Raw genomic sequence first — 26,599 nt, 5'->3', positions numbered from 1 at the left:
AAGGGGAATCAATCGATCATGCTTTATATGGATTACGCGGCAACGTCGCCGCTCTATGAAGAAGTCATTAAAACAATCGCAGAGGTGATGAAATCCCATTATGGGAATCCATCCTCGATCCATCGATTAGGCGTAGAAGCAGAGAAGCTTTTGCAGAGCGCGAAGGGTGTCATTGCTTCTGCTATCGAAGTATCGCCGAATGAAATCATATGTACATCGGGTGGGACGGAGAGTAATAACTTAGCAATAAAAGGCGTAGCCTACAGCTATCAACAACGAGGGAAACATCTTATTACTTCACAAATAGAACATGCTTCTGTCAAAGAAGTATTCGCCGGGCTTGCGCAGGAGGGCTTTCGAGTCACCTATTTACCTGTCACTCATGCGGGCAGAGTCAAGCTAGAGGACCTTCAAGCCGCGATTTGTGAGGATACGATCCTTGTTAGCCTGATGTATGTGAATAACGAAGTGGGTACGATTCAACCCATTCAAGAAATAGGGCAATACCTCGCAGGTTATCCCAAAATAATGTTCCACGTAGACGCTGTTCAGGGACTAGCTAAGCTACCTTTTCAACCAAAGGCATGGGGAGTTGATCTCTGTAGCGCGTCAGCTCATAAATTTCGCGGGCCGAAGGGTGTAGGTTTCTTATATCGGCGAACAGGCGTACAGCTCAAACCATTGCTTGCAGGAGGCGGTCAAGAGTTTGGCATCCGCTCCGGTACAGAAAATGTCCCTTTAATCGTGGGCATGGCGAAAGCGTTGCGAATGACCATGGACAATCTAGTTGCGAAAATGGCACATAAATACGCGCTTAGATGCCAATTGTACGCCGGTATCGCGGCAATTCCGGAATTAAGTATTACGGGGTCTGATCAGGAGACTGAGATGGCTCCGCATATCGTTCACTTTGCTTTTGCCGGAATGAAAGCAGAGGTCGTTGTGCATGCCATGGAACAAAAGGGGATCTACATCTCAACGAGATCAGCCTGTACGTCTGGGGAATCGGAACCGAGTGAAGTCATGCTGGCGATGGACTGTAGTCGAGATCTGGCCGTTAGCGGCTTGAGGGTGAGCTTTTCTGATGAACATCAAGAGAAAGATATCGAGTTATTCCTACGCACATTACAAGAGGTGGTCAAGGAGCTTGCTCCCATGAGAAACCCATCCGTCATTCAAAGGGGGAAGCGAAGATGAAACCGGATTGTTTAATCTTACGATTTGGCGAAATGATGCTAAAAGGTAAGAATCGCAAGCGATTTGAGCGAAGTGTGATGATTCAAATTCGTAAAGTTTTAAGTTCTTTTCCTGACGTTAGGTATATTCCTGAGTTTGGACGCGTATATGTGGAGCTAGGGGGTGCCGCTTATGAACAGGCTTCTGCCGCCCTACAGCGTGTTTTTGGACTTGCATCCTTCAGTCCAGCTTATCATGCGCCGCTAGAGCTTGCATCGATCCAAGAGACGGCGCTGCGGATGATGCAGGCACTGCCGAAACAACCAGCGACCTTTAAGGTAACTGCTCGCAGGGTCAATAAAGCATTCCCGCATGACTCGCAGCAGATGAATTATTTGGTTGGCGGCTATGTGCTTCAGGCCATTCCTGGATTACAGGTGGATGTGCGAAAACCTGAGGTTGAGCTGCGTGTAGAAATCCGCGAGGATAAAGTGCTTTTGTATGTCGAAGTTATAGAAGGTGCTGGGGGATTCCCGTCAGGAACGAGTGGTAAAGCGCTGCTGATGCTGTCAGGAGGCATTGATAGTCCAGTCGCAGGTTGGTTAGCGATGCGAAAAGGTTTGACGATGGAGGCCATTCATTTCCATAGTTACCCCTATACGAGTGAGCGTGCGAAGGACAAAGTAATTGAACTTGCACATCAGCTGGCAGGCTACACCGACTCCTTAAAGCTACATATGGTGTCATTCACGGAGGTTCAAACCTCCATTCATCGTGCGTATCAAGACAATCTGCTGGTCACTCTCATTAGGAGGGCGATGTACCGAATTGCAGAACGGATCGCAGAACGTGAAGAACTGGGAGCCTTAGTTACGGGCGAGAGCTTGGGGCAAGTTGCCAGTCAAACCCTGCCAAGTCTACATGCTATAGGACGTGTGGTTACGCTGCCGCTTTTACAACCGTTGATGATGATGGACAAGCAAGAGATTATTGGTCTTGCTGAATCGATTGGCACATTTCCCATTTCGATTTTACCCTATGAGGACTGTTGTTCCTTATTTCTTCCGCCGTCCCCAAGTACGAATCCTAATTTGCGCCTGGTGGAGAAGCTGGAAGATAGCATGGCATTTCTAAACGAGCTAATTGACAAAGCGGTCTTAGAAACAGAAACCATAGAAATCGTGCATGGACAATTGAAAAAGGAATCTAACGCCCATTTATTCTAACTCCTCACTGTCGCTGTGATCGCACCCTTTCCAATCACTTGCTCTCCATGTTCGCCAGGAGGACTTGAAGCATGATTGATGCGCTCTTTTTATTTCTGCAAATTACGTTGATTAATATTGTGCTGAGCGGTGATAATGCGGTTGTCATCGCACTAGCAAGCAAAAATCTACCTCTTGAGCAGCGGAAGCTTGCTATCTGGTGGGGGGCTTTTGGCGCAATCGCCTTGCGCTTGATTCTGACACTAGTTGCAGTCAGTCTGCTAACGATTCCATTCATTCAAGCAGGAGGCTCTGTCTTGCTGCTATGGATCGCCATAAAGCTGCTTACTGATGAGGATGGTCATTCGAATGTCAAGGAAGCTTCAACGCTTGGCAAAGCGATATGGACCATCATCGTCGCTGATTTCGTGATGAGTTTGGATAATGTATTAGCCATTGCGGCTAAAGGAAATGGGAATAATACGGTCATTATTTTGGGTATTGGGCTGAGTATTCCAATTATTATTTGGGGAAGCACGATCGTGATGAATTTATTGCAGAAATATCCGATTTTGGTCTATATTGGCGCTGGAATACTAGGTTATACGGCGGGTGAAATGTTTGTTAAGGATGAGAAGATGATCGATTGGCTGCTGCATGATTATGAATTTTTACATGTTTGGATCCCCATTATGGCCACTGTAACCGTCATCGCCTCAGGTGGAATTGCCAAATGGGTGCGATTGGTTCAATTCAAGACACGGAATGAATGAGAAGCAAGCACGCTGACGCTAGGTCAGTGTGCTGTTTTTTTTTGCCAAGTTAAAGCCCAGAAGGACCAACCATAGATTAGCATGAATACGATTATGAGAGTAGTTGAGTATCGGTACATCATGGCATAGCTGCCACTCCAGTTGGCGAGTGCCCCTAATACCATAGCGCCGAGTCCAATGCCGAGGTCGTTGGCAGAGAAGAAGGTGCCGTTTGCCGCACCGCGTCGTTCAGGGGAAGAACGAGAAATCGTCCATGCCTGAAGAGCAGGTTGTATGGAGCCGAAGCCTACCCCATAGCATAGGGCTGCAATTGCCAGGCTAGTGTTGGAATGTGCATAGGAAAGCAACCATAGCCCTGCAATCGTGAAGATCGCGCCGGGAAGCAGTACCCATTCAGGGCCTTTACGATCAAAGAGAACCCCGGTGATGGGCCGAACAAGAAGAACCATACTGGCGTTACATAGGAAGAATAAGCCAACATTGGCAATACCGGCTTCGAGACCGAATAGCGTAATAAACGTCACGATTCCCCCGTAACAGATAGCCGTGCAAAGTAGGAGTGCAGAGGGAAGAAGAGCCGCTCGTTCCCATAAACGATCTGCAATTCGAAGTCGTCGAACGGGCTTTGCAGGATGAATTGGCTTAGGATATGTAATGAAAAGTGAGCTGAACAATGAGAGTATCGCCAAAATTGTGGATATCAAAAGGACGTACGAAAACCCATACGCTTGCATGACCCAAAGACCCGTGAGTGGACCTACTGCCATAGCGAAAGTGTTCGATAACCCGTAGTAGCCCATTCCCTCTCCGCGGCGTTCGGGGGGGATGATATCGGCGATCACAGTCCCTAGAGAAGTTGTCGACAACCCCCAGCCAATGCCATGAACAAAACGGGCGGCTAGAATCAGTGTGACAGCAGCAATATAGGAATAACCGGCAATCGTAAGCGCACAAATCGCTAATCCAACAAGTAGGACATGTTTTCTGCCTAGCAGGTCTAATGCTCTGCCAGCGAATGGTCGTGTAAGGAGGGAGGAAATAGTGAATATTCCAATGACTAAACCGACCTGCACGTTGTCTCCACCTAATTGTGAGAGATGTGTTGGAATTGTTGGAATGAGCATTTGAAAACTGAAAAAAAGCAATAAATTTGCCAATGCCGTTATTAAAAAGGGTTTAGTCCAAAGTGGTTTTCGTTTTTGTTTGTTACTAGTTAGAGTACGCTCCATGATACCTCCCCCATTTGAACAGCAGAACACCATTAGCCAAAGCAAAAGGGTTCTGCGCGTGCATTAGTATACCCTGACAAATGGAATTGAACGCAATGTTTAACCAAGATAAACTCCTAGCAATTTAACCTCATGTGAGATAAAATATTTGTTGAAGGGTGTCGATTTACATATCGATTTATACCCGTTCAACATATGTACATTTTAGGAGGGATTCGTATCGCTAGAAATAGCTACTCCATTGGTATTTTATTTATTGGCTTGGCTGTGTTATTGTTGCTAGGCAAATTAGGGATTTTCCAATTGCTTATTTCCTTCTTTTGGCCTCTAGTTTTACTCGTGCCTGGACTGCTTTTTCATTTCTTATATTTTAACCGCAGATTACCTGCTGGCGTGCTTGTTCCTGGTGGCATTTTAACCACTTATGCACTCATGTTTTTCTTTTGCAATATATTTGGTTGGGGGTCAATGAGTTATATTTGGCCGGGTTTCATTTTAGGGGTAGCGATTGGTTTATATGAGCTTCACCTGTTTGAACGAGGTAGTGACCGGAGTGTTTGGATCGCAGCTATCGTGTTGGGACTCATTTCTGCTGCACTTTTCGGCTTAACTTTACTATTCAAATTAGGGATTTATGTAATCGCTTTGATCCTTGTCGTTGCTGGACTTTCCATGATTTTCCGAAAACGTAGATTATGGTGATTTCGCCTCTTTCCAGTTAAAAGTTTTGTTTTAAGCGCCTTTTATCTTGCATAATGTCGAGAAACTGCGTATACTAAGGGTAAATGTCAAGCGTCGGCGCTTATGTCCGACGCTTGTTTTATGAACAGAGACGAAAATTATAGGGTAGAGAGGGTTTGACATTCATGCATGCAAGAGACAAGATTCGCAACATCGCGATTATCGCACACGTTGACCACGGTAAAACAACACTCGTAGATAAATTGCTTCAACAATCAGGAACATTCCGCGATAACGAGGCTGTTCAAGAAAGAGCAATGGATTCTAACGATCTAGAGAGAGAACGCGGTATTACTATTCTTGCGAAAAATACGGCGATTAACTATAAAGATTACTTGATCAACATTGTAGATACACCTGGACATGCTGACTTCGGCGGAGAAGTTGAGCGTATTATGAAAATGGTAGACGGCGTATTGTTGGTTGTTGATGCTTTCGAAGGTACAATGCCACAAACGAAATTCGTTCTACGTAAAGCGCTTGAGAGCAACCTTTCTCCAGTTGTTGTAGTTAACAAAATTGACCGTCCGAATGCTCGTCCACAAGAAGTTGTTGATGAAGTTCTTGATTTGTTCATTGAACTTGGTGCTACTGACGAGCAGCTTGATTTCCACGTTGTATATGCATCTGCATTGCAAGGTACTTCAAGTCTTGATCCAGAGAAACAAGATGATAATATGGAAGCCATTTATGAAACAGTCGTTCAACACATTCCAGCTCCTACAGAAGATGTTGAGCAACCACTGCAATTCCTTGTTACATTAATGGATTACAATGAGTACTTGGGTCGTATCGGTGTAGGCCGAGTGAACCGTGGTAAGATTCGTCAAGGTCAAACAGTTACTGTTATGACTCGCGAAGGCGGACAAAAGCAAGCTAGAATCGAGAAGCTTTTCGGTTTCAGTGGCTTAAAGCGTATTGAGATTGAAGAAGCGGCTGCAGGGGATATCATTGCCATTGCAGGTATCAAAGATATTAACATTGGTGAAACGGTAGCTGATCCAGCGAACCCAGAAGCATTGCCAGTATTGAAAATCGATGAGCCAACGCTTCAAATGACATTTATCGTAAACAACTCGCCATTCGCAGGTCGTGAAGGTAAATGGGTTACTTCCCGTAAAATCCGTGAGCGTCTATACAAAGAGCTTGAAACCGACGTTTCCTTGCGCGTTGAAGATACAGATAGCCCGGATGCATTCGTTGTATCAGGCCGCGGTGAGCTTCACTTAGGAATTCTGATCGAAAACATGCGTCGTGAAGGCTTCGAATTGCAAGTTTCCAAACCAGAAGTTATCATTCGTCAAATCGACGGACAAAAAATGGAGCCGATTGAGCATTTGATCATCGACGTTCCAGAAGATAGCATGGGTTCCGTTATGGAGAGCTTAGGTTCTCGTAAAGCCGAAATGGTCAACATGATTAACAACGGAAGCGGTAATGTTCGTCTAGAGTTCAAGATCCCAGCTCGTGGTTTGATCGGTTACAGAACGAACTTCTTGACGCTAACACGCGGTTACGGAATCATGAACCATGCGTTCGATAGCTATGGTCCTTACCAAGGAGCAGGCGTTGGCGGACGTCACGAAGGCGTACTCGTTTCCAGCGAATCCGGCGTATCCACACTTTACGGAATTCTATCTGTAGAAGATCGCGGTATCTTGTTCGTGCATCCACAAACAGAAGTTTACGAAGGTATGGTTGTTGGTGAGCATACACGTGATAATGATATCATCGTTAACATTTGTAAAGAAAAAGCGGTTAACAACATCCGTTCCGCAAACAAAGAAGAAACAGTTAAAATGAAAACACCTCGCTCGTACTCTTTGGAGCAAGCGCTTGAGTACTTGAACGATGATGAGTATTGTGAAATTACGCCTAAATCGGTTCGTATCCGTAAAAAGATTTTGAACAAGAGCGAGCGCGAGCGTGCTGAGAAGCACCGCAAAACTGCGGAAGCTAACGTTTAATTCACAAAGTATTCGAATAAAGGGGAATGCCGGCTTTCTAGCCGTCGCATTTCCCTTTATTTCTTTGTCGATATAAGGGATAATGGAGAATGACTTAATTCGTATGACTTAACTTATTAATGAAATGGAGTGTATATTTGTTGACTGCCTTGAATGAATGGTTTGCCAATCACCTGCTCATCACGTATCTATTAATCTTTGTTTTCATGTCCTATGTGTACAATAAAGTGTTTCGTACGCGCAAATTACCTATCCTCAAAACAGCGCTCATCTATGTGCTGCTAGCGATCGGGTCCGTGATGCTCCTCGTATTTCAAATTGTAGGCTTGCCTATTGTACTTTGCTTGGCGGTTGCTATCTCTCTGATGTTTATGGTAAGAATTCGCTATTTTATTGAGAAAAGAAGCGGTAAAAGACCGACTTAATAGTAAGGAGCCCATACCTTATGTCCCGATATTGGTTAACGCCAATTCTTGGTTATTCGCCGCTCGTGCTAGGTGCAGACCGCATGAACTGCGTTCCTGATGCCGATTTCGAAGCTTTCCGCAAGCTTGCAGGCGATCAACACCCTCGTTTGCTTTCGATGTTTAAATCGAGTCTGCTTCTGAGCGATGAGGAAGAAGTGTGTGGATCAGACCTCGTAGAATTAGATTTAACGCATGAAGGTGATATCGTGTTTAATGGTGAACCTTTTCATCTTTCACACTGCGCAGAGGCCTTTCTAGACCGTTTGCTGAGTAGGCGGGAAGCGAAGGCTATGGTTATAGCTATGGAAGAACAACGTGAAGCGAACAACAGGATGCACGAAGTTTGGGTGAAACAATGGATGCAATGGTTAGAAGCTGGCTATGATATTGTTCTACTAAGAGAGGATGGACGCTGAGATGAAGCTAGGAGATGCCTTTTTTAATTGGCTGCAAATGCACATTGTGTCCCAGGCTCGGCCAGAGGATGAAGCGGCTAAAGATACGATGGATTTTTTCGCACTTATTTTAGTCGAGGATCATGGGGTCAGAAACCTTGAGGTTCTACCTGTCGAGGATCCATTGAAAATATGGATTGGCTATGATCACGAAGGGGAATATCATAAGCATTGTTTCGATCGTGAGAGTGCTTCGAAGCTGCTGGATGATATTAACTCAAACCCCATTTACAACAATCAATAGCGGTTTAACGCTGTGAATTAAGGACATAAGTTTAACAAATCAACGTACACTTAAGTTATCTGGGCAAATTAGGAGTGCTCTTGTGTTTGAAAATAGATACATAATGGTGGAACGCTTGGCACTCGCTATGCTATACTGTAAGTGTAAGGAGCGTTTTCAACCACCTAGTAGGAGGCGCAAACGATATGGCTGAACACCTAACAGCTGCACCGATGCAATGGAAAGATAGCGCCCACATGATCATTAAAGCTGAATATGCGAAAGCTTGTGAGAGCCGAGATGCCCGTTTTTCACTCGGCCAAGTTTTTGATGCGATAAAAAAAGCCTAGATCTGCGTATGCAGTCAGGCTTTTTGTCATCTTCAGTGATTTATCGGGCTGGAACCTGCGGGCTATTCCCATTAGGACCTGCGTTATCGATATCAGGATCATTGCGAATATCACGAGGCAGTTGTGGCATTACTCGACCCACAATATCAGCCATTTGTTCTGCAAAGCCTGTGATGGGTCTGCCAGCTTGAATGTTATCCCGAATGTTGCGTAAGCGTTGATCTAAGTCCATATCTGCTGTCACAATCGCATTGACACCATAAGGATCTTTCTTGAGTGCCTCGGCGACTGAATATTTTACGGTTCCGACTCTGGCGCGATCAAGGTCCTTCTTAATGTTAATGCCGACGACAGCTGTATTGCCGAAGACGACGCAATGTGCGCTCTCTACTTGAGGGATACCCAATGCTAGGTTTTCCAAATGCGCTGCAACCGCCTTAGAATCTTTGATTTCAAGCTTTTGCGGAGCAATTTGTTGAACTTTTACTTGTTTTTGATTCGTATCTTGAGAGGGGGCACCACTTTTCGGCGCTTGACTGCAGCCTACAGCGAGGATCAGTATCAGTCCGCATACGTATATTAGTCTCACCAGAATCGTTCCCTTCTTTCCTTGAATCTCGCGTTTAGTTTGTCCTGTACAGCTAGGTTGTATGTATGAATATAACCAATGATCTAACGCCAAATCTGGGAGGGGACACACCAATGAAAAAAATTTACGTGTTAGATACCAATGTACTGCTTCAGGACCCTAATGCTTTATTCGCATTTGAAGATAATGAAGTGGTCATACCCGCCGTGGTGTTGGAAGAAATCGATTCTAAGAAGCGAAATGCGGATGAAATCGGTCGTAATGCCAGACATGTCTCAAGATTACTAGACGGATTAAGAGCCAAAGGCAATTTATCCGATGGCATTACCCTTGGGCATGGGGGCAGCATTAAAGTGGAGCTTAACCACCGCAGCTTTGCGAAGCTTCAAGAAACGTTTGCTGAATTAACCAATGACAATCGCATTCTTGCGGTTGCACTTAACTACCATCTGGAAGAACAAGAAAATGATGTGGCTAGACCCGTCGTTATCGTTAGTAAAGATACCTTGGTTCGAATCAAAGCGGATGTGCTTGGTATTCCGGCTCAGGATTACTTAACAGATCGGATTGTGGCTCAAACCGATATGTATACCGGCTATATCACGCTGTTCGTACACCCATCGATCATTGATGAGTTTTACTCATATCGCTTCTTGACCGTTACTTCACTAAATTTGAGCTACATGCTGCATCCTCACGAATTCGTGATTCTGCGCGATGAGCTCGGCTCTTCCAAATCAGCATTGCTCAAAGTCACACCGGATGCCAAAAAGCTTGAGCCGCTTTACATGAGTAACGATCCCATCTGGGGAATTGCCGCGCGAAATGCGCAGCAGCGAATGGCTCTTGAGCTTCTGCTCAATGACGATATCCCGCTCGTCACCCTAACTGGGAAAGCGGGGACAGGTAAAACGCTGCTTACATTAGCTGCGGGGCTCATGAAAATTGAGGATGATCGTAAATACAAGAAATTACTAATTGCTCGTCCGGTCGTCCCGATGGGCAAGGATATTGGTTACCTGCCTGGTGAAAAAGATGAAAAGCTGCGTCCGTGGATGCAGCCGATCTATGATAATTTGGAATATTTATTCGATACCAAAAAACCAGGTGATATTGAAAAAATACTTGCCGGTCTAGGTAGTATTCAAGTAGAGGCGTTAACGTATATTCGTGGACGGTCGATTCCTGGGCAATTTATTATCATCGATGAAGCACAGAATCTCTCGAAGCACGAAGTGAAAACCATCGTATCTCGCGTTGGTGAGGGCAGTAAAATCGTTCTCCTGGGTGATCCGGATCAAATCGATCATCCATACCTAGATGCATCGAGCAATGGGCTTACGTATGTGGTAGAGCGCTTTAAACAGGAAGGCATAAGCGGACATATCACATTAGAGCGCGGCGAACGCTCTCATCTGGCGCAACTGGCAGCAGATTTGCTATAAAATGAGAAAAGCCCACATCAGACGATGTGGGCTTTTGGCTGTCTTAGCGCAATATTTCGATGTTGCAGCGATAGGCTTTGGCGATGCCGTGCATCAATTCCTCGAGCTGCCGATCAACGACATACACATCGCGATTCTCGTCGTCCTTGTATTGGGCGATGAGATGCTCTTCGACTTGGAGAGTCGCTTGATCGACCTCGACAGCTGGACTATTCATCGTGAAACGGAAAGGGATGACGATTTTGTCGTACACATAGTTATGTTCGGCGCGGCTAGTAAATCCGTAATCACTGAACAAATCCGTCAATTCCGCCTCAGCGCCCAGCAAACGAAGATCCATCATCGTAGTCTCAATGTTAAAATGTGACATAACCTCAAGTGCTGCGCGTTGCTGCTCTTCATTACTAACAATTAGCATTTCTTTATCGCGATCGAATAACTCGACTTTGCCGGCAAGAGCTTTAACAATTTGGGCATAGAAGCCAGGTATTTTCCCGTCAGGCAGATCCATCATAAGACCAATCTTGAATTCCATTGTTGCTCGTCCTCGTTTCGGTTGGTGATGCCTAATTGTTTATAAAGAAATTTCAATTTTTACATTTGCGACACCTTTTTTTGTTTCCACGCCAAGCACGTCAAGATAACTCACGACCTTTTTAGGAGTAAAGCCTAACTGAAACTCTTTGGTGAAATCTTCAATCGTCGTATCAGGTAGCTTGAATCCGTTAAATTCCAGGTTATCAACGACAAATTTAACTTCGTTCATGCCTTCGTTTTTCAGCAAAACAAAATTGCCATAAATGGCGATTTGCAGCGAATCTTTTTTCCCAGTTGCCAGCATGGACCCATCTCGGAATTCAAAGTGGAGCGTTTGAAGCAGCTCGCTCTTAGAATGGAGATATGTATTGAAGTCCGTGTCTTTAAGGGTTATTATAGGCGGCTTTGAAGAAGTGTTCAAAAACTTCGACGAATTACTCATCAAGTATTGCGGCAGTTCACGGAAAGCCATGGACAAATTGTCCAAATAATCACGAGCCAGCGGAAGACCTTCATCTTTCCATTGATCGTTTAAGCTCTTGATTTGAGCTGTGATGGTTGCAGCTTGAGCGCTAGCGGCTAGCTGTTTGTCCAGTTCATCCTGCAGCGTAACGAGTCGCTCACGTTGTTGCAGGAATTTATTTTTGGTTACTTGCAGCTCAGCCCGAGAATTGGTTAGTTCAGTTTGCAGTGTTTTGAGCTTTTCGAACGAATCCGTAAAAGCCGCTAGTGAGCGATGGTCATTGGTGATGATCATCTGTAAGTATTCGAACATACGCAAGACATCGGTAAAGGAGTTTGCCGCAAAAAGAAGCATCCAAATCGAATCTCGATCTCCCGTATAATAGGCTCTTAATACTTTCCCAGCATGCTTTCGGGTCGTTTCAACATTGCCATTTTGTTTCACAATATCTTGTTCATTTTGTTTAATTTGCTCACCGATTTTGGCATCCTGTTCGTTTAAGCGAGCTACTTCTTTATCGATTTCAAAAATAGTAAGTCCTTTTTGAACCAGCTCTTTGGCTTCGTCTTGAGATTCCTTTGTTTCTTCGGCTAGAACACCGCCAGAAAGTAATGTGAGTTGCGTTAGCATAACAATGGACAACAGCAAAGCTGTGAGTTTTTTAGAATTCATTGATGGTATTCTCCCCCTATGAATAGATTATCATATTTCTATTAAATGAAGCACAAAAAAATACTTACCTTTGGGGAAAGGTAAGTATTTGACCTCCCATGCCTATTTTTTAGCCGCGGGAGTCAACAGCTTGAGAATATCATCAAAACTCTTTACCTTCGCAGGAACTTCCTTCGTTAATGGAGCGCCTTGATTAATCGCATCGTAAGTTTGTTTCATTACAATATGATTGTCGAGAGTTTTACCATCCATCGTCACTGTGAATGTGATATCCAAGGACTGGTCGCGAATGAAGTCTTTATCATCAATTGCAATCTTTATGCTGCCTGGTGCTTTGAGCGAAAGAGAAGCAAGCCCATTTTTCTTGAGTGCTTCAGCTTTGTCAGCTGTGATATAACCATTCGTTTGTAAAGTTCCGATGAACTCTGGTAGTTTGGTCTGGAACTGCGTATTGATTTCTTTCACATTTTTGGGAGTCAAATCAACCTGAATCGATTTAGCTGTTGTTCCATCGGCCAGTTTAACGGGGTCCTTGGCTTCCTTATACCATTTGGCATCGATACCTTCGAATATCAATTTACTAAGTGCCGTAGAAACTTGAGGGGAATTTTTCAAAGTGTCAGCGTTTAAAGGGCTGGTATTCGTTCCGCTCATTTTTTGTAAATCAATTGCGTAATACTCATCTGCCGTTTTATTTATGGCTGGCAAATTAAAATACAATTTGCTATCTTTAATGAGAATTGGTAAATCGATAGGGGATGTAGATCCCTTAGGGGTTATTCGAACATCTGATTGGAACTGAAGGGGCTCTACATTGCTAACACCCTTCCAAGTAATCGAGCTTTCTCTGATCAAAGATAACAACCCGTTCGTAAGCGGGTTAGCAGATTTCATTAAACCATCACTGATCGCGAGAGTCGTGCTTCCATCGAAGGTATACGACTTCATTTCTGATTGTTTGTTTAGGGATTGTTGAAATGCTTCTTTAACTTTCGTGTTGTCTGTACAGGCTGTCAACGAGACTAGGCTAATTGCCGTTATCGCTGTTAGGGTAATCCACTTCTTTGTCATGCTGGGCTGTCTCTCCTTCCATAATCCTTTATCATTATAAGGGTTTCCTATTCATTTGTCTGTAAGTAAAGAACTGGGGGGTTACATTCGTGTATCAACTAGAGCGCAATAGCGTAATTGCGGCATTAAAAGAACGCATTTATTCCGCGCAAAATCAAAGGATTTCCTTTCGAGATTATATGGAGATTTGTTTGTACCAGGATCCAGCTGGTTATTATCGCAAGGAACAAATAAAGATAGGCAAGCAAGGAGATTTCTATACCAGTTCGTCTATTGGAACCGTCATGGGTGAAATGGTAGCTACGTTCATTCATAAACAGCTTCAGTGTCAATCCAATTTGCCAACATGCATTGAATTGGTCGAATGGGGGGGAGGGAATGGACGGATGGCCCTCCAACTGCTTGATGAAATGAAAAGAGCAGCGCCGGACGTCTATGTTCGTTTAACGTATACACTCATTGAATCGAGCCCCTATCATCGCCAACTGCAAAAAGATGTGCTTGTCGCGCATGAGAAACATATTCGTTTCTTAGATGAAACAGCGTGGTTGAATGAGACGCCTCAGGAACATGTTTATGTACTGGCTAATGAATTGTTGGATGCATTCCCGATTCATCGCATTCGATATCAAGATCGAGTGTTCCAAGAATCTCATGTTATTTGGCAGGAACAAGAGCCTCATTTCCGAGAGATCTGGTTACCCTTGCAATCGGGGCGTATATTAGACTATCTAAACTCCTTGGAAGTTCAATGGCAGGATGGGCAATTGGCTGAAATGAATGTGGAGGCAGCAGATTGGTATGAACAACTTTCCCGGCGAATCCTTAGCGGATGTGTAATCGCGATCGATTACGGAGATGTAGCGAGTGAACTATTTGCCTCTCATCGGCAGCAAGGAACATTGATGTGTTACCGTAATCATGAGGCCCATGATAATCCTTTTATCGATCAAGGGGAACAGGATATAACGGCTCATGTCAATTTCAGCTTGTGCCAGGCGGCCGCGGAATCCAGTGGCTTCGAAGTATGTCAGCTGCAAACTCAGCGTCAGTTCTTAGTTGAGCAGGGCATTTTGGAAAAGCTGCAAAACCATTTCGATCCGAATCCCTTTAGTGAGGTTTCCAAAAGGAACCGCTCCATCCGGCAATTGCTTCTAAGTGACGGGATGAGTGAATTGTTTAAGGTGTTTGTTGCCATGAAAAAAGGTGAATCGGCTTAAATGCCGATTCACCTTTTTGTTTGTCGTCTGCGTTAGATGGACATTTTGAAAAATGACCAATACGTAAATCCGCTGAAGGAGATAATCATATATCCCCAGAACAACAATATGTAAGTACGTTCTGACAAGCGCATATAGCCTAGAATGACGAATACGGCAGTTTGAAAAAAGAAAATCAGAGACATAGGTATCATATCGCCAGCTAAGCTCATTAGTGCGATAACAAGTGTCCAAAAACCTAGAACCCGAAACATGCGATCCATTCTCGTTACATCCCCCTCTCGTACCACGTTGCACTTTAACTACAACACATTATACCGTTTGATCCAAGTGGTGTAAACCGTCAAACGGTGACGAAATTGAAAACATTTCATCATATAGACGTAGTATGTCTTTTTATACGAATCCCATGTATGAGCGTCAAAAAATTTGGCAATACCATTTAGTATCAAATAGATTCTATGAACTCTAGTACGGGCATAGAAATAGTAATAATGGTAACGAATCAATTGATACCTGTCTGACTAATTGATTCTTCTTTATGATGTATCCGCAGGTAGGAGAGATTTTGATCAGAAATCGAAGCTCCCGAAAGGAGAGACTTTGCTCTCCGACCAAAGATCCCTATAATTTGTTAGGAGGTTTGGCCTTATGTCGGCAATTAGACAAGATGCTTGGAGCGATGAAGACGACTTAATTTTAGCGGAGTTGACATTACGTCATATCCGAGAAGGAAGTACACAATTATCTGCGTTTGAAGAAGTTGGAGAGCGCATTGGGCGTACAGCGGCCGCATGTGGGTTTCGTTGGAACAGTTTTGTTCGAAAAAAATATGAGGCGGCGATTCAAATCGCCAAAGCACAGCGTCAGAAACGGACGCAGTTGAAGAAGCATGCTCCTGTATCGATATCCGGTTCTTCTTCAATTGGTCTACTTGATAGTCCAGAAGCATCAACAGGCAAGAATGAAGTATTTACAGAAGAGACGCTATCCATAGATGCTGTCATTCGTTTCTTAAGGCAATGGCGCAGTACCTATCAGGATATGAATCGTCATATTAAAACATTGGAAAAAGAGCTGCAGGACAAAGAGGATGAACTCGCTAGACTTGGCAGAGAGAATAATAAGCTGAATAAGCAAGTGAATGAAGTTGAAACCGATTATCGTGTTGTTAATGATGATTATAAAGCGCTCATTCAAATTATGGATCGTGCTAGGAAAATGGCTTTCCTTGTGGAAGAAGAGGAAGAAGAAAAGCCTCGATTCAAAATGGACGCAAATGGTAATTTGGAAAGAGTAGATTAAGTGTTATTCAGGAGACAAAGAAGAGTCACAGATCAAGGGAAACCTTGGTCTGTGGCTTTTTTGCTGTATAATAATGGGGACTTGAATAAAGGGTGGTTATTGCATGCATATCATGATGATTGGCGCAGGTTCACTTGGGTTACTCTTTGCTTCAAAGCTTGCTCCTTTTTGCACACATTTAACGGTAGTAACGAGGTCGGAAGGACAAGCTAGAGTATTGGCAGAGCACGGTATTAGGATAGTTGGGATGGAGTCGCAAGAGACTAATCTTGAGAATCCAATAGTTTTCTGCAGCTATCCAGAGGAGTCAAGTGGGGGTGTCGTTGCTCGACCGCACCAAGTCGACTATATCTTCTTGATGGTAAAGCAAACGGCCATTTCATCAGAGTTAATCGACTATATACGAAGTCAAATGTCGGATCATACGTACCTAGTTTGTTTTCAAAACGGGATAGGTCATGAAGTGAAATTAAGCCAAACCATTGATCGTGACAAGCTTTTATTTGCGGTAACGACGGAAGGGGCCAAACGAAACGGACCCAATTCAGTCTGTCATACCGGACATGGCATCACGTATATTGGCGTTCTAGAATCCAATGAGCAGATTGCCGAAAATGGTCCGCATATTTTATTCATGCAGATGTTGGAGTTAGCAGGATTTCATGCGGTTTTGTCGAAAAATATGGAAGTCAGAATCTGGAGTAAGTTAGCGATTAATGTTGTCATTAACCCGCTAACAGCGATCTTACGTGTGCCAAATGGTGAATTGCTTCGTTCGGATTGGACACGCTCAATCATGCAAGATCTCTATCAAGAAGTGCTCCGCTTGGCTGTGGCCAAAGGAATTAAGCTCCCAGTCGAGCTGTGGGATACCATTCTTGAAGTTTGTCTGGCAACGCGAACGAATCATTCCTCCATGTTGCAGGATATAGAGGCATTACGCCAAACGGAAGTTGATTATTTGAATGGCAGCTTGGTCAAAATGGCCAATGAAATGGGCCTAGAGCTTCCAACGCATCGTATGGTGTATAGAATGATTAAAGCAATAGAAAAATAAGAGGTGACGCTGCGTGCTGAATGGTTTAGTTAGTCTATTATCTACCTTATATGCAATTTTGGCCGTAGCGCCATTTATTACGTTTGTTTTCGTGTGGTTCCTTATTTTTCTCTTTCTAAAAGATAAGAAGATGACCACAAGGTTTACTATGGATGTGACAACATTATTTCTGCTAGGGTCTGTTTCTTTGATGTGGAACAAACTCTTTCATACGCAATTTGGTTTCTGGTTGATCGTACTGATCTTATTAATTGCATTTGGTATTATTGGCGGTTATCAAAACCATTTGAAAGGGCAAACTAATTTAATTAAAGTAGGCAGACTTGTTTGGCGACTTAGCTTTGTAGGCTTATCGGCTTTATATATACTGCTCCTTTTTGTGCATATCGGTAAAAATTACCTTTTTTCAACATAAAATGAAACGGATATACCTGATTTTGGGTGTTCTGGGCAATAATTTTGTGAATGTTTGTAATATTTATTTGAGATTTGTAGAAAATAACAAACAAAATCGTCTAGATTTTATTGACCGATGGTTGTATAATTAGGAACCGTGAGAGTAAATTTTTTTACCTGTTTATTAGTCGGCGGTAAATTATTTGTGGACAAACTCATCGAATATGTTATAATTCCTTGCGTAGACTCTAGTAATTTTTTTTACCAGAGATATGAGTCATGTAAAAAACATTAAAAAAGCGGTTTCATTAATTTTTGGGTTAATGGTGTAAGGTTTATGTGAATAAAACTAACAAAACACCTAGCCATAGATGTCTAGACATACATATTTTAAAGGAGGAGTTTTATGAAAACGACAAAATGGGTTTCTACAGCAGTAGCATTAACACTTATGGGTAGCGTAGCAGTTGGTTGTGGTAAGAAAGAGGAAACAACACCAACAACATCACCAACTGGTGGAGCAACAGGAACTGCAGCTCCAGCTTCCAACAAACCACAAGAAATTAAAATCAATTTCTCAGCAGAGCCGCCTGTTATGGATAGCTCCAAAGCAACAGCAAATGCTGCTTTTACTTTCATTAGCGCATTTAACGAAGGTCTATATCGTATTGATAAAGATGGTAAAGCGACTCCTGGACTTGCAAAAGATATGCCTAAAATTTCCAATGGTGGTCTGACGTACACGATCGACATTCGCGACAACGCAACATGGTCTGACGGCGTACCAGTAAAAGCACAAGATTTTGCTTATTCCTTCAAGCGTACATTAGACCCAGCGACAAAAGGGCAATATAGCTTTGTAGTAGCATGGATTAAAGGTGGAGAAGCTGTAACTAAAGCTAAAACTCCTGAAGATGTGAAAAAAGCGCAAGACGCGCTAGGCGTTAAAGTTCTTAGCGACAAGCAACTCGAGATTACACTTGAGAAACCAGTTGCATTCTTTGCACAAATGCTTGCTTTCGGAACATTCTTGCCGCAGCGTGAAGATTTCGTAACGAAAGCTGGCGAGAAATATGGCGCAGAAGCTGATAAGGTTATCGGTGCTGGTCCGTTCATTTTGAGCAAATGGGATCATGGACAAACGCTTGAGCTTGTTAAAAACGAAAAGTATTGGGATGCTGCTAATGTGAAACTTACAAAAGCAACTGTCAATATCGTTAAGGATCCAAATACAGGTCTTAACCTTTACGAAACAAATGCGTCTGATTTGGCAGAAATCAACCGTGATCAACTGACTTTGTACAAAGGTAAGCCGGACAACCTGCCTAAACCAGAGTTGACGAACTCTTACTTGATGTATCAAACGAAGAAAGTTCCTGCCTTGGGTAACAAAAAAATCCGTCAAGCGCTTGGAATGGCAATTGATCGTCAAGCTTATGTAGATACAGTTCTTGCTAATGGATCCGTAGCTTCCACTGGTCTAGTGCCAGGTGGTACAGCTGACGGTGCTGGCGGCGAATTCCGTAAAACGGCTGGCGAAACACAGCCGAAGTTCGATGCTGCTAAAGCTAAAACATTGCTTGCTGAAGGTTTGAAAGAACTTGGACTAACAGCTCTTCCTAAAATGAAAGTGAACGCAGATGATACAGAAACTGCGAAAAAATCACTTGAGTTCATTCTTGCACAATGGAAAGAAAACCTTGGTTACGTAGCTGAAGCGAACCCAGTTCCACACGCATTGCGTATCGAGCTTTCCTCCAAAAAAGATTTCGAAATCGTTCTTTCCCTATGGGGAGCAGATTACAACGATCCAATGACTTTCTTGGATATGTGGGTAACTGGCGGCGAGTTTGATGAAGGTGACTACAGCAACCCAGAATACGATAAGCTAATAAAATCCGCTCAAACAGAAACAGATGGTACGAAACGTGCGAAATCCTTGGTAGAAGCTGAAAAAATCCTTATGGACGATCAAGGTGTAGCTCCATTATACTTCCGTACACGTGCTTACTTGAAAAAACCATCCATCAACGGCTTGATTCTTCCGTCGTTTGGTCAAGAGTGGGAATTGAAATGGGTTACAGTTAAGTAATTCGTAAATGTAGTTTTATGCAGAAGGGGCCGTTCGCACCTCGTGGGAGCGGCCTCTTCTAACTTTCTTATCTTATATTTAAATAAAGGAGGAGCAATATGATTAAGTTCATTCTTCGCCGTTTCCTATATGCGCTTATTACATTATGGCTAATTGCAACTTTTACTTTCGTCTTGATGAAAAACTTGCCAGGTAATCCACTAGGAGAAGGCGCTGAGAAGATCCCGAAGGCTACGAGAGATATGTTGATGAAGCAATACGGTCTGGATAAGCCATTGTGGCAACAGTACTTGACATTCATGAACAACATAATCCATGGCGATCTAGGAGCTTCCTTTCAATTCCCTGCACACAAAGTTACTGATATTATCAAGCAAGCCTTCCCTTCATCCTTAGAACTTGGATTGATTGCCATTGTTATTGCAATTGTAGTTGGTTTAACTTTAGGGATTATTGCAGCCTTGAAACATAATAAAGCTGGAGATTATACAGCTATGTTCATCGCGATTCTTGGTGTTTCCATCCCTTCCTTCGTGTTAGGGCCAATGCTTTCTTATTATGTTGGTGTTAAATGGGGGATTCTTCCTGCTGGTTTATGGAAAGGTCCAGAATACAAGGTATTACCAGCTATTGCGTTGTCATTTGGAACAATTGCCATCTTGGCACGTTTAATGCGTACATCCATGCTTGATGTGTTGAATCAAGATTATATCAAAACAGCGAAATCTAAAGGTTTGTCAAATATGACAGTTGTCGTAAAGCATACAATTCGAAATGCGATTTTACCAGTTATCACGATCATTGGCCCAATATTTGTAAACGTCATCACAGGTACGTTAGTTGTTGAACAAATTTTCAGTGTACCAGGTTTGGGTAAACATTTTGTATCATCGGTGTATTCAAATGACTATACAATGATATCTGGATTAACGATTTTTTACTCAAGTATATTGATCGTAGTTATCTTCTTAACTGACATCGTGTATGGCTTAGTAGACCCTAGAATTCGTCTTGGGAAAGGCGGGAAATAATTCATGCAAACTCCTAATGAATCAACTGAGACTAACTACAAGTTTGCTCCCGTTTCAAATAAATCTCTAACTGGTGAAGTCATTGTTAGGCCTTCGCTCAATTATTGGCAGGACGCATGGAGACGACTTAAGAAAAATAGACTGGCTATGGCTGGCTTAATTATATTGGTTGCTTTAATCGTGCTTTCGATTATCGTACCATTTGTTTCAAGCTACGATTATCAGACACAGAACTTAAAACTTAAAAATGCTGTTCCAAGCGGATCACACTTTTTCGGAACGGATGACTTTGGTCGTGATTTGTGGACACGCGTATGGTGGGGCACTCGCATATCCTTATTTATTGGTATAACAGCAGCTCTAATTGATTTAGTCATTGGTGTTATTTATGGAGGAATTTCGGCTTATTACGGCGGTAAAGTTGATGAAGTTATGCAACGTTCCATTGAGATCGTATATGCGATTCCTTTCTTGTTGATTGCCATTCTATTGATTATGGTTATTGGCTCGGGGGTTTCATCCATTATTATTGCCTATAGTATTACGGGATGGGTGCCAATGGCTCGGCTTGTTCGCGGACAAATGTTAACGCTCAAAGAACAAGAGTTTGTACTGGCTTCACGCACATTGGGAGCATCTCCCATGAGAATAATTATGCGTAGCTTGATTCCTAATGCGCTTGGTATAATTATTGTGCAGATTACATTTGTTGTACCATCTGCGATCTTTACCGAAGCGTTCTTGAGTTTTATTGGTCTTGGTGTTAAGCCGCCGCTGGCCTCGCTGGGTAACTTGCTGTCAGACGGTGCTAACTATATTCGGTTGTTTCCGCATCGCCTCATATTCCCGACGATTATTTTCAGCTTGATTTTGTTGAGCTTCAATCTTCTCGGCGATGGGCTTCGTGATGCGCTAGATCCAAAAATGCGCAAGTAAGAAGGGGTGAATAATGATGAGCACCAATAACAATTTGCTTGAAGTTAAAGATCTACGAGTTTCATTCCGTACCTATGCGGGTGAAGTTCAAGCTGTTCGCGGCGTATCTTTTTCTTTGAAAAAAGGTGAAGTGTTGGCGATTGTAGGTGAATCCGGTTGCGGTAAATCCGTAACGGCTCAAACGCTCATGCGTTTAATCCCTACTCCGCCTAGCTATATAAAAAGCGGTTCTATCCTGTTTGACGGTAAAGTGGACATTACGAAGCTTTCTAATAGACAGATGGAGAAAATTCGTGGCTCCGAAATGGGTATGATTTTCCAAGATCCAATGACTTCCTTGAATCCTACGATGAAAGTCGGAGATCAAATCACGGAGGGTTTGATCAAACACGAAGGTTTGAGTAAGCAAGCTGCAACGGAAAAAGCAATTGAAATTCTCAAGCTTGTAGGTATCAACTCACCTGAAGGTCGAATTCATCAATATCCTCACGAGCTTTCTGGTGGTATGCGTCAACGTATTATGATCGCGATCGCACTAGCCTGTTCGCCTAAGCTTCTTATTGCCGATGAGCCGACTACGGCGCTAGACGTTACGATCCAAGCACAAATTATCGATTTAATGAAGACTATCTCTGCGAAAACGGACTCATCCATTATCTTGATTACGCATGATCTTGGTGTTGTTGCTGATATGGCCGATCGTGTAGTCGTTATGTATGCAGGTAAAATTATTGAACAAGGCACCGTAGATGAGATTTTCTATGAGCCGCAGCATCCATATACATGGGGTTTGCTTCGTTCAGTGCCACGGTTGGATACGAATGCGAATGAGGAGCTTGTACCGATTCCAGGTACGCCGCCTGATTTGTTCGCACCGCCGAAAGGGTGTGCCTTCGCAGCGAGATGTCCATATGCGATGAATCACTGTCTGGAAGAAGATCCAGCTCATTCTGTGTTGTCTGAAACACATTCAGCAGCGTGCTGGTTGCTTCACCCTGACGCACCGAAGGTTGAACGTCCTGTAGGAGTGGGAGGTAATCAACATGTCCAATAGCAACTTGAAAAAATCAGAGCAACCCATTTTGCAAATTCGCAATATGAAGAAGCATTTTAATCTTGGAAACGGCAAGATCTTGAAGGCCGTAGACAATTTCTCTATAGAAATTAAACGTGGTGAAACATTTGGTCTCGTTGGGGAATCCGGTTGTGGGAAATCCACAGCAGGTCGGACGATCATTAAGCTTTATGACGCGACAGAAGGCGAAGTTATTTTCGACGGTGAAGATGTTCATAAGCTGACTGGGAAAAAGCTGAAGGAATTTAACCGGAATATGCAAATGGTATTCCAAGATCCTTACGCATCCCTAAACCCGCGTATGACGGTAGGGAATATCATTGGCGAAGGTATTGATATTCACGGTCTTTATAAAGGTGCTAAACGTAAAGAACGTATCATGGAATTACTACGTGCTGTCGGTTTGAACGATGAGCATGCTAGCCGTTTCCCGCATGAATTCTCCGGTGGTCAACGTCAACGTATCGGGATTGCTCGTGCGCTTGCAATCGAACCGAAATTCATCATTGCCGATGAGCCAATCTCCGCATTGGACGTTTCTGTCCAAGCGCAAGTCGTTAACCTTTTCAAAAGATTACAAAAAGAAATGGGTTTAACCTACTTGTTTATCGCGCATGATTTGGCAATGGTAAAGCACATCTCCGATCGGATCGGGGTTATGTATTTGGGGAACCTTGTAGAGGTAACAACCTCCGATGCACTTTATGCGAAGCCGCTGCACCCGTATACACAATCGCTGCTTTCTGCGATTCCGATTCCGGATCCAGAAGTTGAACGTACGCGTGAACGTATCATTCTTCAAGGCGAAGTACCGAGTCCGCTCAACCCGCCAAGTGGTTGTCCGTTCCGTACACGTTGTCCGCAAGCGATGGCGAAGTGTGCAGATTCTATGCCGCCTAGCAAAGAAGTGGAACCGAATCACTTTGTTGCTTGTCATTTATATTAATAAGCTTAGCCGTCCCGTTAGGGGCGGCTTTTCATCGTTAGACTATATCCTACATAATTGTAATTAGAAAAAATACAGTTTTGACGATTTCAGGGCTTCCGTGTACAATCAAAGGATAGTTGTTTTATTTGTTATGAAGAGGAGACACTAGTCGCATATGCAAATGGAAACTTTTCATTGGAAGAAAAATCAGAAATTGGCGGAAGATTATATAGCGGGTATAGATCATGCGAAGGCGTTGTTTCCGTACCACTTTGGAAACGGCGAAGATTGGCAATCTCGGGTAGGGTGGTTGGACGAAGCGAGTAACGCCCCTCATGTTGATCGCGAGCGTCTTGTGGGTGTTCTACAAGCCTACAATAAGCGAATTGGGAATACAGGAGCAGCTTTAGAGCATGTGTCGGATTTGGGGAATAAACAAACACTTGCGGTCGTAGGTGGTCAACAAGCAGGGCTGTTCGGGGGTCAGTTGATGATCCTTTATAAAGCAATCACGATTATCCAATTGGCGCGTGAATGGAGTGCCAAATTACAACGTGCAGTCGTTCCGATTTTCTGGATTGCCGGCGAGGATCACGATTTCGATGAAGTCAATCACGTCCATGTTCTCTCTAATACGCAGCAGGTTGAGAAGTTGAAAGTGGAGCATCCGACAGGACTACGTACGTCAGTTAGCCGTCTTCCATTGTCCCCAGAAGCGTGGGAAGAAGCCTTGAACAAGCTGGACCACGTGTTGATGGATACCGAATTCAAAGCCTCCTTACTTGATAAAATCCGTTCAACTACGGAGAATGGCGCTACGCTTTCAGATGCTTTTGCACGTTGGATGGCGATGCTGTTCGGCGAGTATGGGCTTGTGCTTATCGATGCTGATGAGCCTGCTCTACGTGCATTAGAATCATCCATGTTCGAAGGGATCATTGATCAGAATGTTCCTTTTGCGGCAGCGCTGATGTCAAGTCAAGCCGAAGTTAGTCAAGCTGGCTATGGGATTCAAGCCGAGGCTCATGCAGAAGCTGCGAATCTATTTGTCTTTGCGGATGGTCAGCGCTTGCTGCTTCATCGTGAGGGAGAGCATTTCATAGATAAGAAAAACACGGTTCGCTTCACAAAGGCAGAGCTTGTTGATAAAGCGATAACGACACCAGACCAGCTGAGTAATAATGTGATGTCAAGGCCGCTCATGCAGGAATATTTGTTTCCAGTGCTAGCGACAGTGCTAGGCCCTGGAGAGATTGCGTATTGGGCGTTAACGAAGCATGCCTTTGAACATTTCCATATGCGAATGCCAATCGTGGTACCACGATTGGAGTTTACACTTATTGAAGGAACCATTAAGAAACAGATGGATAAATACGAACTCACGTTGACAGATGTATTGGTACGCTTTGATGAGAAAAAGCAAGCTTGGTTGGATGCGCAAGATACGTTACAGCTGAATGAACGATTTGAAGCCGTAAAAGAGTCCTTCCTTAGCAGCTATGCGCCACTTGTTGAGTCGCTTAGTTCGATTAATCCTGGTGTCAAAAAGCTTGGAGATATGAATCTAGCTAAAATAGTAGAACAAATCGATTATTTGCATCATAAGGCTAGTGAAGCGTCCCATACGCAATTCGATGCGGCGATCCGACAGTTGGACCGTGTAAGACTAACGATATTTCCGTTAGCTAAGCCGCAAGAAAGAGTGTATAATGGGTGTGCTTATCTGAATCGTTACGGGAATGCTTGGCTACATACGTTACTTGAGACGCCAATACCCGTAGATGGCTTGCACCGTATCTATTATTTATAGGAGGAACGAAGATGACAATAGCAACAAACAGTATTGTAACCGACATGGCGCTAGCGCCAGATGGCCATTTAAAAATTGATTGGGTTCAGGCGCATATGCCTGTTTTGAATCGCATTCGTGAGCAATTTGAGAAAGAACAGCCTTTCAAAGGGTTGAAAGTGACTATTTCCTTGCATTTGGAAGCCAAAACTGCTTACTTAGCGAAAGTAGTTAAAGCTGGTGGTGCAGAAGTTACGATCACGGGAAGCAACCCGCTTTCCACACAAGATGATGTATGTGCGGCACTTGTCGAAGATGGTATTACCGTATTCGCGAAGTACAACCCTAGTCCGGAAGAGTACAAAGAACTTCTTATCAAATCATTGGAATCCAAACCAGATCTTATCATTGATGACGGTGGCGATTTAGTGTCATTACTTCATTCGGAACGTAAAGATTTGGCTGTTAATGTACGCGGTGGCGCGGAAGAAACAACAACAGGTATTCTTCGCTTGAAAGCGATGGAAAAAGAAGGGAAGCTCGCTTTCCCAATGGTTGCTGTTAATGATGCGTACTGTAAATACTTGTTTGACAACCGTTATGGAACTGGTCAATCCGTTTGGGATGGCATTAACCGTACGACAAACTTGGTTGTTGCAGGGAAAACTGTTGTTGTCGTTGGTTATGGCTGGTGTGGTAAAGGTGTGGCTATGCGTGCTAAAGGCTTAGGCGCTAATGTAATTGTAACTGAAATCGATGCGATTAAAGGCGTGGAAGCGTATATGGATGGTTTCGCCGTTATGCCGATGATTGAAGCCGCGAAATTGGGCGATTTCTTCGTAACCGTAACTGGTAACCGTGATGTTATCCGTGGCGAACACTACAAAGTGATGAAAGACGGCGCGATTCTTTCAAACGCAGGACACTTTGATGTTGAAGTTAACAAACCGGAGTTAGAGGCGATGTCTTCCTCCAAGCGTACGGTTCGACGTAATATCGAAGAATACCAACTGAACGATGGTCGTAAAGTATATATCCTTGCTGAAGGCCGCTTGGTTAACCTTGCTGCTGGTGATGGTCATCCGGCTGAAATCATGGACATGACGTTCGCACTTCAAGCGATGTCATTGAAACATGTGAATGATTCCTATCAATCCTTAGGTAGTACTGTTGTAAATGTTCCTTATGTACTCGATGAGCAAGTTGCTCGCTTCAAGCTTGAATCACTAGGTACGAGCGTAGATGCGCTGTCAGACGAGCAAAAGGCTTACCTAGATAGCTGGGATGAGCATTAGGATATAAATGATGCCCTACGGTCCATATTGTGGACTGGGGGGCATTTTTTTGTTGGAGTAACAATCTAATTTAAGTTTATTGCTGTTTCGATGCAACTTTCATGAACTACAT

Annotated in this window: 27 protein-coding genes; 21 read left to right on the top strand and 6 right to left on the bottom strand. The window is 43.6% G+C overall.

Annotated features, from left to right (window positions below; genetic code table 11):
* Positions 1–18: 18 nt before the first annotated feature.
* The 3 genes from AC58PQ_RS10215 (at position 19) to AC58PQ_RS10205 (ending at position 3,154) form a co-directional block, all read left to right on the top strand.
* Positions 19–1,197: a cysteine desulfurase family protein gene (locus AC58PQ_RS10215; RefSeq protein WP_497241972.1), complete on the top strand. Its 1,179-nt coding sequence runs from the start codon at positions 19–21 to the stop codon at positions 1,195–1,197.
* Positions 1,194–2,402: a tRNA uracil 4-sulfurtransferase ThiI gene (gene thiI / locus AC58PQ_RS10210; protein WP_497241834.1), complete on the top strand. Its 1,209-nt coding sequence runs from the start codon at positions 1,194–1,196 to the stop codon at positions 2,400–2,402. Before AC58PQ_RS10215 ends, thiI begins: the two co-directional genes overlap by 4 nt.
* Positions 2,403–2,473: 71 nt before the next feature.
* Complete coding sequence (locus AC58PQ_RS10205; protein WP_497241833.1) at positions 2,474–3,154, top strand: TerC family protein; 681 nt, start codon at positions 2,474–2,476, stop codon at positions 3,152–3,154.
* Between the two features lie 23 nt (positions 3,155–3,177).
* Here AC58PQ_RS10205 and AC58PQ_RS10200 read toward each other — a convergent pair whose 3' ends face one another.
* Positions 3,178–4,383, bottom strand: coding sequence for an MFS transporter (locus AC58PQ_RS10200; RefSeq protein WP_497241832.1), 1,206 nt, complete (start codon positions 4,381–4,383; stop codon positions 3,178–3,180).
* A 195-nt stretch (positions 4,384–4,578) separates the two neighbouring features.
* Between AC58PQ_RS10200 and AC58PQ_RS10195 the strand changes: the two genes are divergently transcribed.
* The 6 genes from AC58PQ_RS10195 to AC58PQ_RS10170 all read left to right on the top strand — a co-directional run bounded on the left by AC58PQ_RS10195 (position 4,579) and on the right by AC58PQ_RS10170 (position 8,586).
* The gene (locus AC58PQ_RS10195; protein WP_497241831.1) at positions 4,579–5,085 is read left to right on the top strand and encodes a hypothetical protein; all 507 of its coding nucleotides are present in this window, start codon (positions 4,579–4,581) and stop codon (positions 5,083–5,085) included.
* 164 nt (positions 5,086–5,249) lie between these two features.
* Entirely contained in the window at positions 5,250–7,091 is a 1,842-nt protein-coding gene (gene typA, locus AC58PQ_RS10190) for a translational GTPase TypA (protein WP_065850377.1), read from the top strand.
* A gap of 149 nt (positions 7,092–7,240) precedes the next feature.
* The gene (locus AC58PQ_RS10185) at positions 7,241–7,516 is read left to right on the top strand and encodes a YlaH-like family protein (RefSeq protein WP_497241971.1); all 276 of its coding nucleotides are present in this window, start codon (positions 7,241–7,243) and stop codon (positions 7,514–7,516) included.
* Positions 7,517–7,536: 20 nt separating this feature from the next.
* Complete coding sequence (locus tag AC58PQ_RS10180) at positions 7,537–7,974, top strand: hypothetical protein (RefSeq protein WP_497241830.1); 438 nt, start codon at positions 7,537–7,539, stop codon at positions 7,972–7,974.
* Between the two features lies 1 nt (position 7,975).
* On the top strand, positions 7,976–8,257 hold the full coding sequence (locus AC58PQ_RS10175; protein WP_497241829.1) for a hypothetical protein: 282 nt from the start codon (positions 7,976–7,978) through the stop codon (positions 8,255–8,257).
* Positions 8,258–8,442: 185 nt separating this feature from the next.
* Positions 8,443–8,586: a hypothetical protein gene (locus AC58PQ_RS10170; RefSeq protein ID WP_497241828.1), complete on the top strand. Its 144-nt coding sequence runs from the start codon at positions 8,443–8,445 to the stop codon at positions 8,584–8,586.
* A gap of 40 nt (positions 8,587–8,626) precedes the next feature.
* On the opposite strand, the gene AC58PQ_RS10165 is transcribed toward AC58PQ_RS10170, so the two are convergent.
* Complete coding sequence (locus tag AC58PQ_RS10165; RefSeq protein WP_497241827.1) at positions 8,627–9,175, bottom strand: YhcN/YlaJ family sporulation lipoprotein; 549 nt, start codon at positions 9,173–9,175, stop codon at positions 8,627–8,629.
* 113 nt (positions 9,176–9,288) lie between these two features.
* On the opposite strand from AC58PQ_RS10165, the gene AC58PQ_RS10160 reads away from it, so the two are divergent.
* Positions 9,289–10,620 (top strand): PhoH family protein, encoded by a 1,332-nt coding sequence (locus AC58PQ_RS10160; protein WP_497241826.1) that lies wholly within the window; start codon positions 9,289–9,291, stop codon positions 10,618–10,620.
* Between the two features lie 43 nt (positions 10,621–10,663).
* On the opposite strand, the gene AC58PQ_RS10155 is transcribed toward AC58PQ_RS10160, so the two are convergent.
* From AC58PQ_RS10155 to AC58PQ_RS10145, 3 genes are all read right to left on the bottom strand, one after another.
* Positions 10,664–11,155, bottom strand: a complete 492-nt coding sequence (locus AC58PQ_RS10155) for a hypothetical protein (protein ID WP_497241825.1) — start codon at positions 11,153–11,155, stop codon at positions 10,664–10,666.
* Between the two features lie 39 nt (positions 11,156–11,194).
* Positions 11,195–12,292 carry a coiled-coil domain-containing protein gene (locus AC58PQ_RS10150; protein ID WP_497241824.1) on the bottom strand — a complete coding sequence of 366 codons (1,098 nt, stop codon included), beginning with the start codon at positions 12,290–12,292 and terminating at the stop codon, positions 11,195–11,197.
* A gap of 102 nt (positions 12,293–12,394) precedes the next feature.
* The gene (locus AC58PQ_RS10145) at positions 12,395–13,363 is read right to left on the bottom strand and encodes a hypothetical protein (protein WP_497241823.1); all 969 of its coding nucleotides are present in this window, start codon (positions 13,361–13,363) and stop codon (positions 12,395–12,397) included.
* Positions 13,364–13,452: 89 nt separating this feature from the next.
* On the opposite strand from AC58PQ_RS10145, the gene AC58PQ_RS10140 reads away from it, so the two are divergent.
* Positions 13,453–14,583, top strand: a complete 1,131-nt coding sequence (locus tag AC58PQ_RS10140) for a class I SAM-dependent methyltransferase (protein WP_497241822.1) — start codon at positions 13,453–13,455, stop codon at positions 14,581–14,583.
* 32 nt (positions 14,584–14,615) lie between these two features.
* Here AC58PQ_RS10140 and AC58PQ_RS10135 read toward each other — a convergent pair whose 3' ends face one another.
* Positions 14,616–14,846, bottom strand: a complete 231-nt coding sequence (locus AC58PQ_RS10135) for a DUF2626 domain-containing protein (RefSeq protein ID WP_028558057.1) — start codon at positions 14,844–14,846, stop codon at positions 14,616–14,618.
* Positions 14,847–15,234: 388 nt separating this feature from the next.
* On the opposite strand from AC58PQ_RS10135, the gene AC58PQ_RS10130 reads away from it, so the two are divergent.
* From AC58PQ_RS10130 to AC58PQ_RS10085, 10 genes are all read left to right on the top strand, one after another.
* The gene (locus tag AC58PQ_RS10130; protein WP_497241821.1) at positions 15,235–15,888 is read left to right on the top strand and encodes an RsfA family transcriptional regulator; all 654 of its coding nucleotides are present in this window, start codon (positions 15,235–15,237) and stop codon (positions 15,886–15,888) included.
* Positions 15,889–15,991: 103 nt separating this feature from the next.
* Positions 15,992–16,945, top strand: a complete 954-nt coding sequence (locus AC58PQ_RS10125) for a ketopantoate reductase family protein (protein WP_497241820.1) — start codon at positions 15,992–15,994, stop codon at positions 16,943–16,945.
* 13 nt (positions 16,946–16,958) lie between these two features.
* On the top strand, positions 16,959–17,360 hold the full coding sequence (locus AC58PQ_RS10120; protein ID WP_497241819.1) for a DUF3397 domain-containing protein: 402 nt from the start codon (positions 16,959–16,961) through the stop codon (positions 17,358–17,360).
* Between the two features lie 387 nt (positions 17,361–17,747).
* Positions 17,748–19,433, top strand: a complete 1,686-nt coding sequence (locus AC58PQ_RS10115) for a peptide ABC transporter substrate-binding protein (RefSeq protein ID WP_497241818.1) — start codon at positions 17,748–17,750, stop codon at positions 19,431–19,433.
* 98 nt (positions 19,434–19,531) lie between these two features.
* The gene (locus AC58PQ_RS10110; protein WP_497241817.1) at positions 19,532–20,464 is read left to right on the top strand and encodes an ABC transporter permease; all 933 of its coding nucleotides are present in this window, start codon (positions 19,532–19,534) and stop codon (positions 20,462–20,464) included.
* A 3-nt stretch (positions 20,465–20,467) separates the two neighbouring features.
* Entirely contained in the window at positions 20,468–21,400 is a 933-nt protein-coding gene (locus tag AC58PQ_RS10105) for an ABC transporter permease (protein WP_497241816.1), read from the top strand.
* Between the two features lie 16 nt (positions 21,401–21,416).
* Positions 21,417–22,454, top strand: coding sequence for an ABC transporter ATP-binding protein (locus AC58PQ_RS10100; RefSeq protein WP_497241815.1), 1,038 nt, complete (start codon positions 21,417–21,419; stop codon positions 22,452–22,454).
* Positions 22,444–23,421, top strand: coding sequence for an ABC transporter ATP-binding protein (locus AC58PQ_RS10095; RefSeq protein WP_497241814.1), 978 nt, complete (start codon positions 22,444–22,446; stop codon positions 23,419–23,421). Before AC58PQ_RS10100 ends, AC58PQ_RS10095 begins: the two co-directional genes overlap by 11 nt.
* Positions 23,422–23,578: 157 nt before the next feature.
* A complete protein-coding gene (bshC, locus tag AC58PQ_RS10090) occupies positions 23,579–25,213 on the top strand; it encodes a bacillithiol biosynthesis cysteine-adding enzyme BshC (protein WP_497241813.1) in 1,635 nt (544 codons plus the stop codon).
* A gap of 11 nt (positions 25,214–25,224) precedes the next feature.
* Positions 25,225–26,487 (top strand): adenosylhomocysteinase, encoded by a 1,263-nt coding sequence (locus tag AC58PQ_RS10085; protein ID WP_497241812.1) that lies wholly within the window; start codon positions 25,225–25,227, stop codon positions 26,485–26,487.
* Positions 26,488–26,599 lie beyond the last annotated feature (112 nt).

This window comes from Paenibacillus sp. J22P143, assembly GCF_059692035.1.
This window is presented reverse-complemented; position numbering and strand designations above follow the sequence as displayed.

What these genes read in the sequence shown, in the direction of transcription:
- AC58PQ_RS10130 (WP_497241821.1), top strand. Translation starts at nt 15,235, where the DNA reads ATGTCGGCAATTAGACAAGATGCTTGGAGCGATGAAGACGACTTAATT.
- AC58PQ_RS10125 (WP_497241820.1), top strand. Translation starts at nt 15,992, where the DNA reads ATGCATATCATGATGATTGGCGCAGGTTCACTTGGGTTACTCTTTGCT.
- AC58PQ_RS10155 (WP_497241825.1), bottom strand. Translation starts at nt 11,155, where the DNA reads ATGGAATTCAAGATTGGTCTTATGATGGATCTGCCTGACGGGAAAATA.
- AC58PQ_RS10215 (WP_497241972.1), top strand. Translation starts at nt 19, where the DNA reads ATGCTTTATATGGATTACGCGGCAACGTCGCCGCTCTATGAAGAAGTC.
- AC58PQ_RS10095 (WP_497241814.1), top strand. Translation starts at nt 22,444, where the DNA reads ATGTCCAATAGCAACTTGAAAAAATCAGAGCAACCCATTTTGCAAATT.
- AC58PQ_RS10105 (WP_497241816.1), top strand. Translation starts at nt 20,468, where the DNA reads ATGCAAACTCCTAATGAATCAACTGAGACTAACTACAAGTTTGCTCCC.
- AC58PQ_RS10195 (WP_497241831.1), top strand. Translation starts at nt 4,579, where the DNA reads ATGTACATTTTAGGAGGGATTCGTATCGCTAGAAATAGCTACTCCATT.
- AC58PQ_RS10110 (WP_497241817.1), top strand. Translation starts at nt 19,532, where the DNA reads ATGATTAAGTTCATTCTTCGCCGTTTCCTATATGCGCTTATTACATTA.
- AC58PQ_RS10135 (WP_028558057.1), bottom strand. Translation starts at nt 14,846, where the DNA reads ATGGATCGCATGTTTCGGGTTCTAGGTTTTTGGACACTTGTTATCGCA.
- AC58PQ_RS10150 (WP_497241824.1), bottom strand. Translation starts at nt 12,292, where the DNA reads ATGAATTCTAAAAAACTCACAGCTTTGCTGTTGTCCATTGTTATGCTA.
- AC58PQ_RS10200 (WP_497241832.1), bottom strand. Translation starts at nt 4,383, where the DNA reads ATGGAGCGTACTCTAACTAGTAACAAACAAAAACGAAAACCACTTTGG.
- bshC (WP_497241813.1), top strand. Translation starts at nt 23,579, where the DNA reads ATGCAAATGGAAACTTTTCATTGGAAGAAAAATCAGAAATTGGCGGAA.
- AC58PQ_RS10160 (WP_497241826.1), top strand. Translation starts at nt 9,289, where the DNA reads ATGAAAAAAATTTACGTGTTAGATACCAATGTACTGCTTCAGGACCCT.
- AC58PQ_RS10085 (WP_497241812.1), top strand. Translation starts at nt 25,225, where the DNA reads ATGACAATAGCAACAAACAGTATTGTAACCGACATGGCGCTAGCGCCA.
- AC58PQ_RS10115 (WP_497241818.1), top strand. Translation starts at nt 17,748, where the DNA reads ATGAAAACGACAAAATGGGTTTCTACAGCAGTAGCATTAACACTTATG.
- thiI (WP_497241834.1), top strand. Translation starts at nt 1,194, where the DNA reads ATGAAACCGGATTGTTTAATCTTACGATTTGGCGAAATGATGCTAAAA.
- AC58PQ_RS10100 (WP_497241815.1), top strand. Translation starts at nt 21,417, where the DNA reads ATGAGCACCAATAACAATTTGCTTGAAGTTAAAGATCTACGAGTTTCA.
- AC58PQ_RS10180 (WP_497241830.1), top strand. Translation starts at nt 7,537, where the DNA reads ATGTCCCGATATTGGTTAACGCCAATTCTTGGTTATTCGCCGCTCGTG.
- AC58PQ_RS10175 (WP_497241829.1), top strand. Translation starts at nt 7,976, where the DNA reads ATGAAGCTAGGAGATGCCTTTTTTAATTGGCTGCAAATGCACATTGTG.
- AC58PQ_RS10145 (WP_497241823.1), bottom strand. Translation starts at nt 13,363, where the DNA reads ATGACAAAGAAGTGGATTACCCTAACAGCGATAACGGCAATTAGCCTA.
- typA (WP_065850377.1), top strand. Translation starts at nt 5,250, where the DNA reads ATGCATGCAAGAGACAAGATTCGCAACATCGCGATTATCGCACACGTT.
- AC58PQ_RS10205 (WP_497241833.1), top strand. Translation starts at nt 2,474, where the DNA reads ATGATTGATGCGCTCTTTTTATTTCTGCAAATTACGTTGATTAATATT.
- AC58PQ_RS10170 (WP_497241828.1), top strand. Translation starts at nt 8,443, where the DNA reads ATGGCTGAACACCTAACAGCTGCACCGATGCAATGGAAAGATAGCGCC.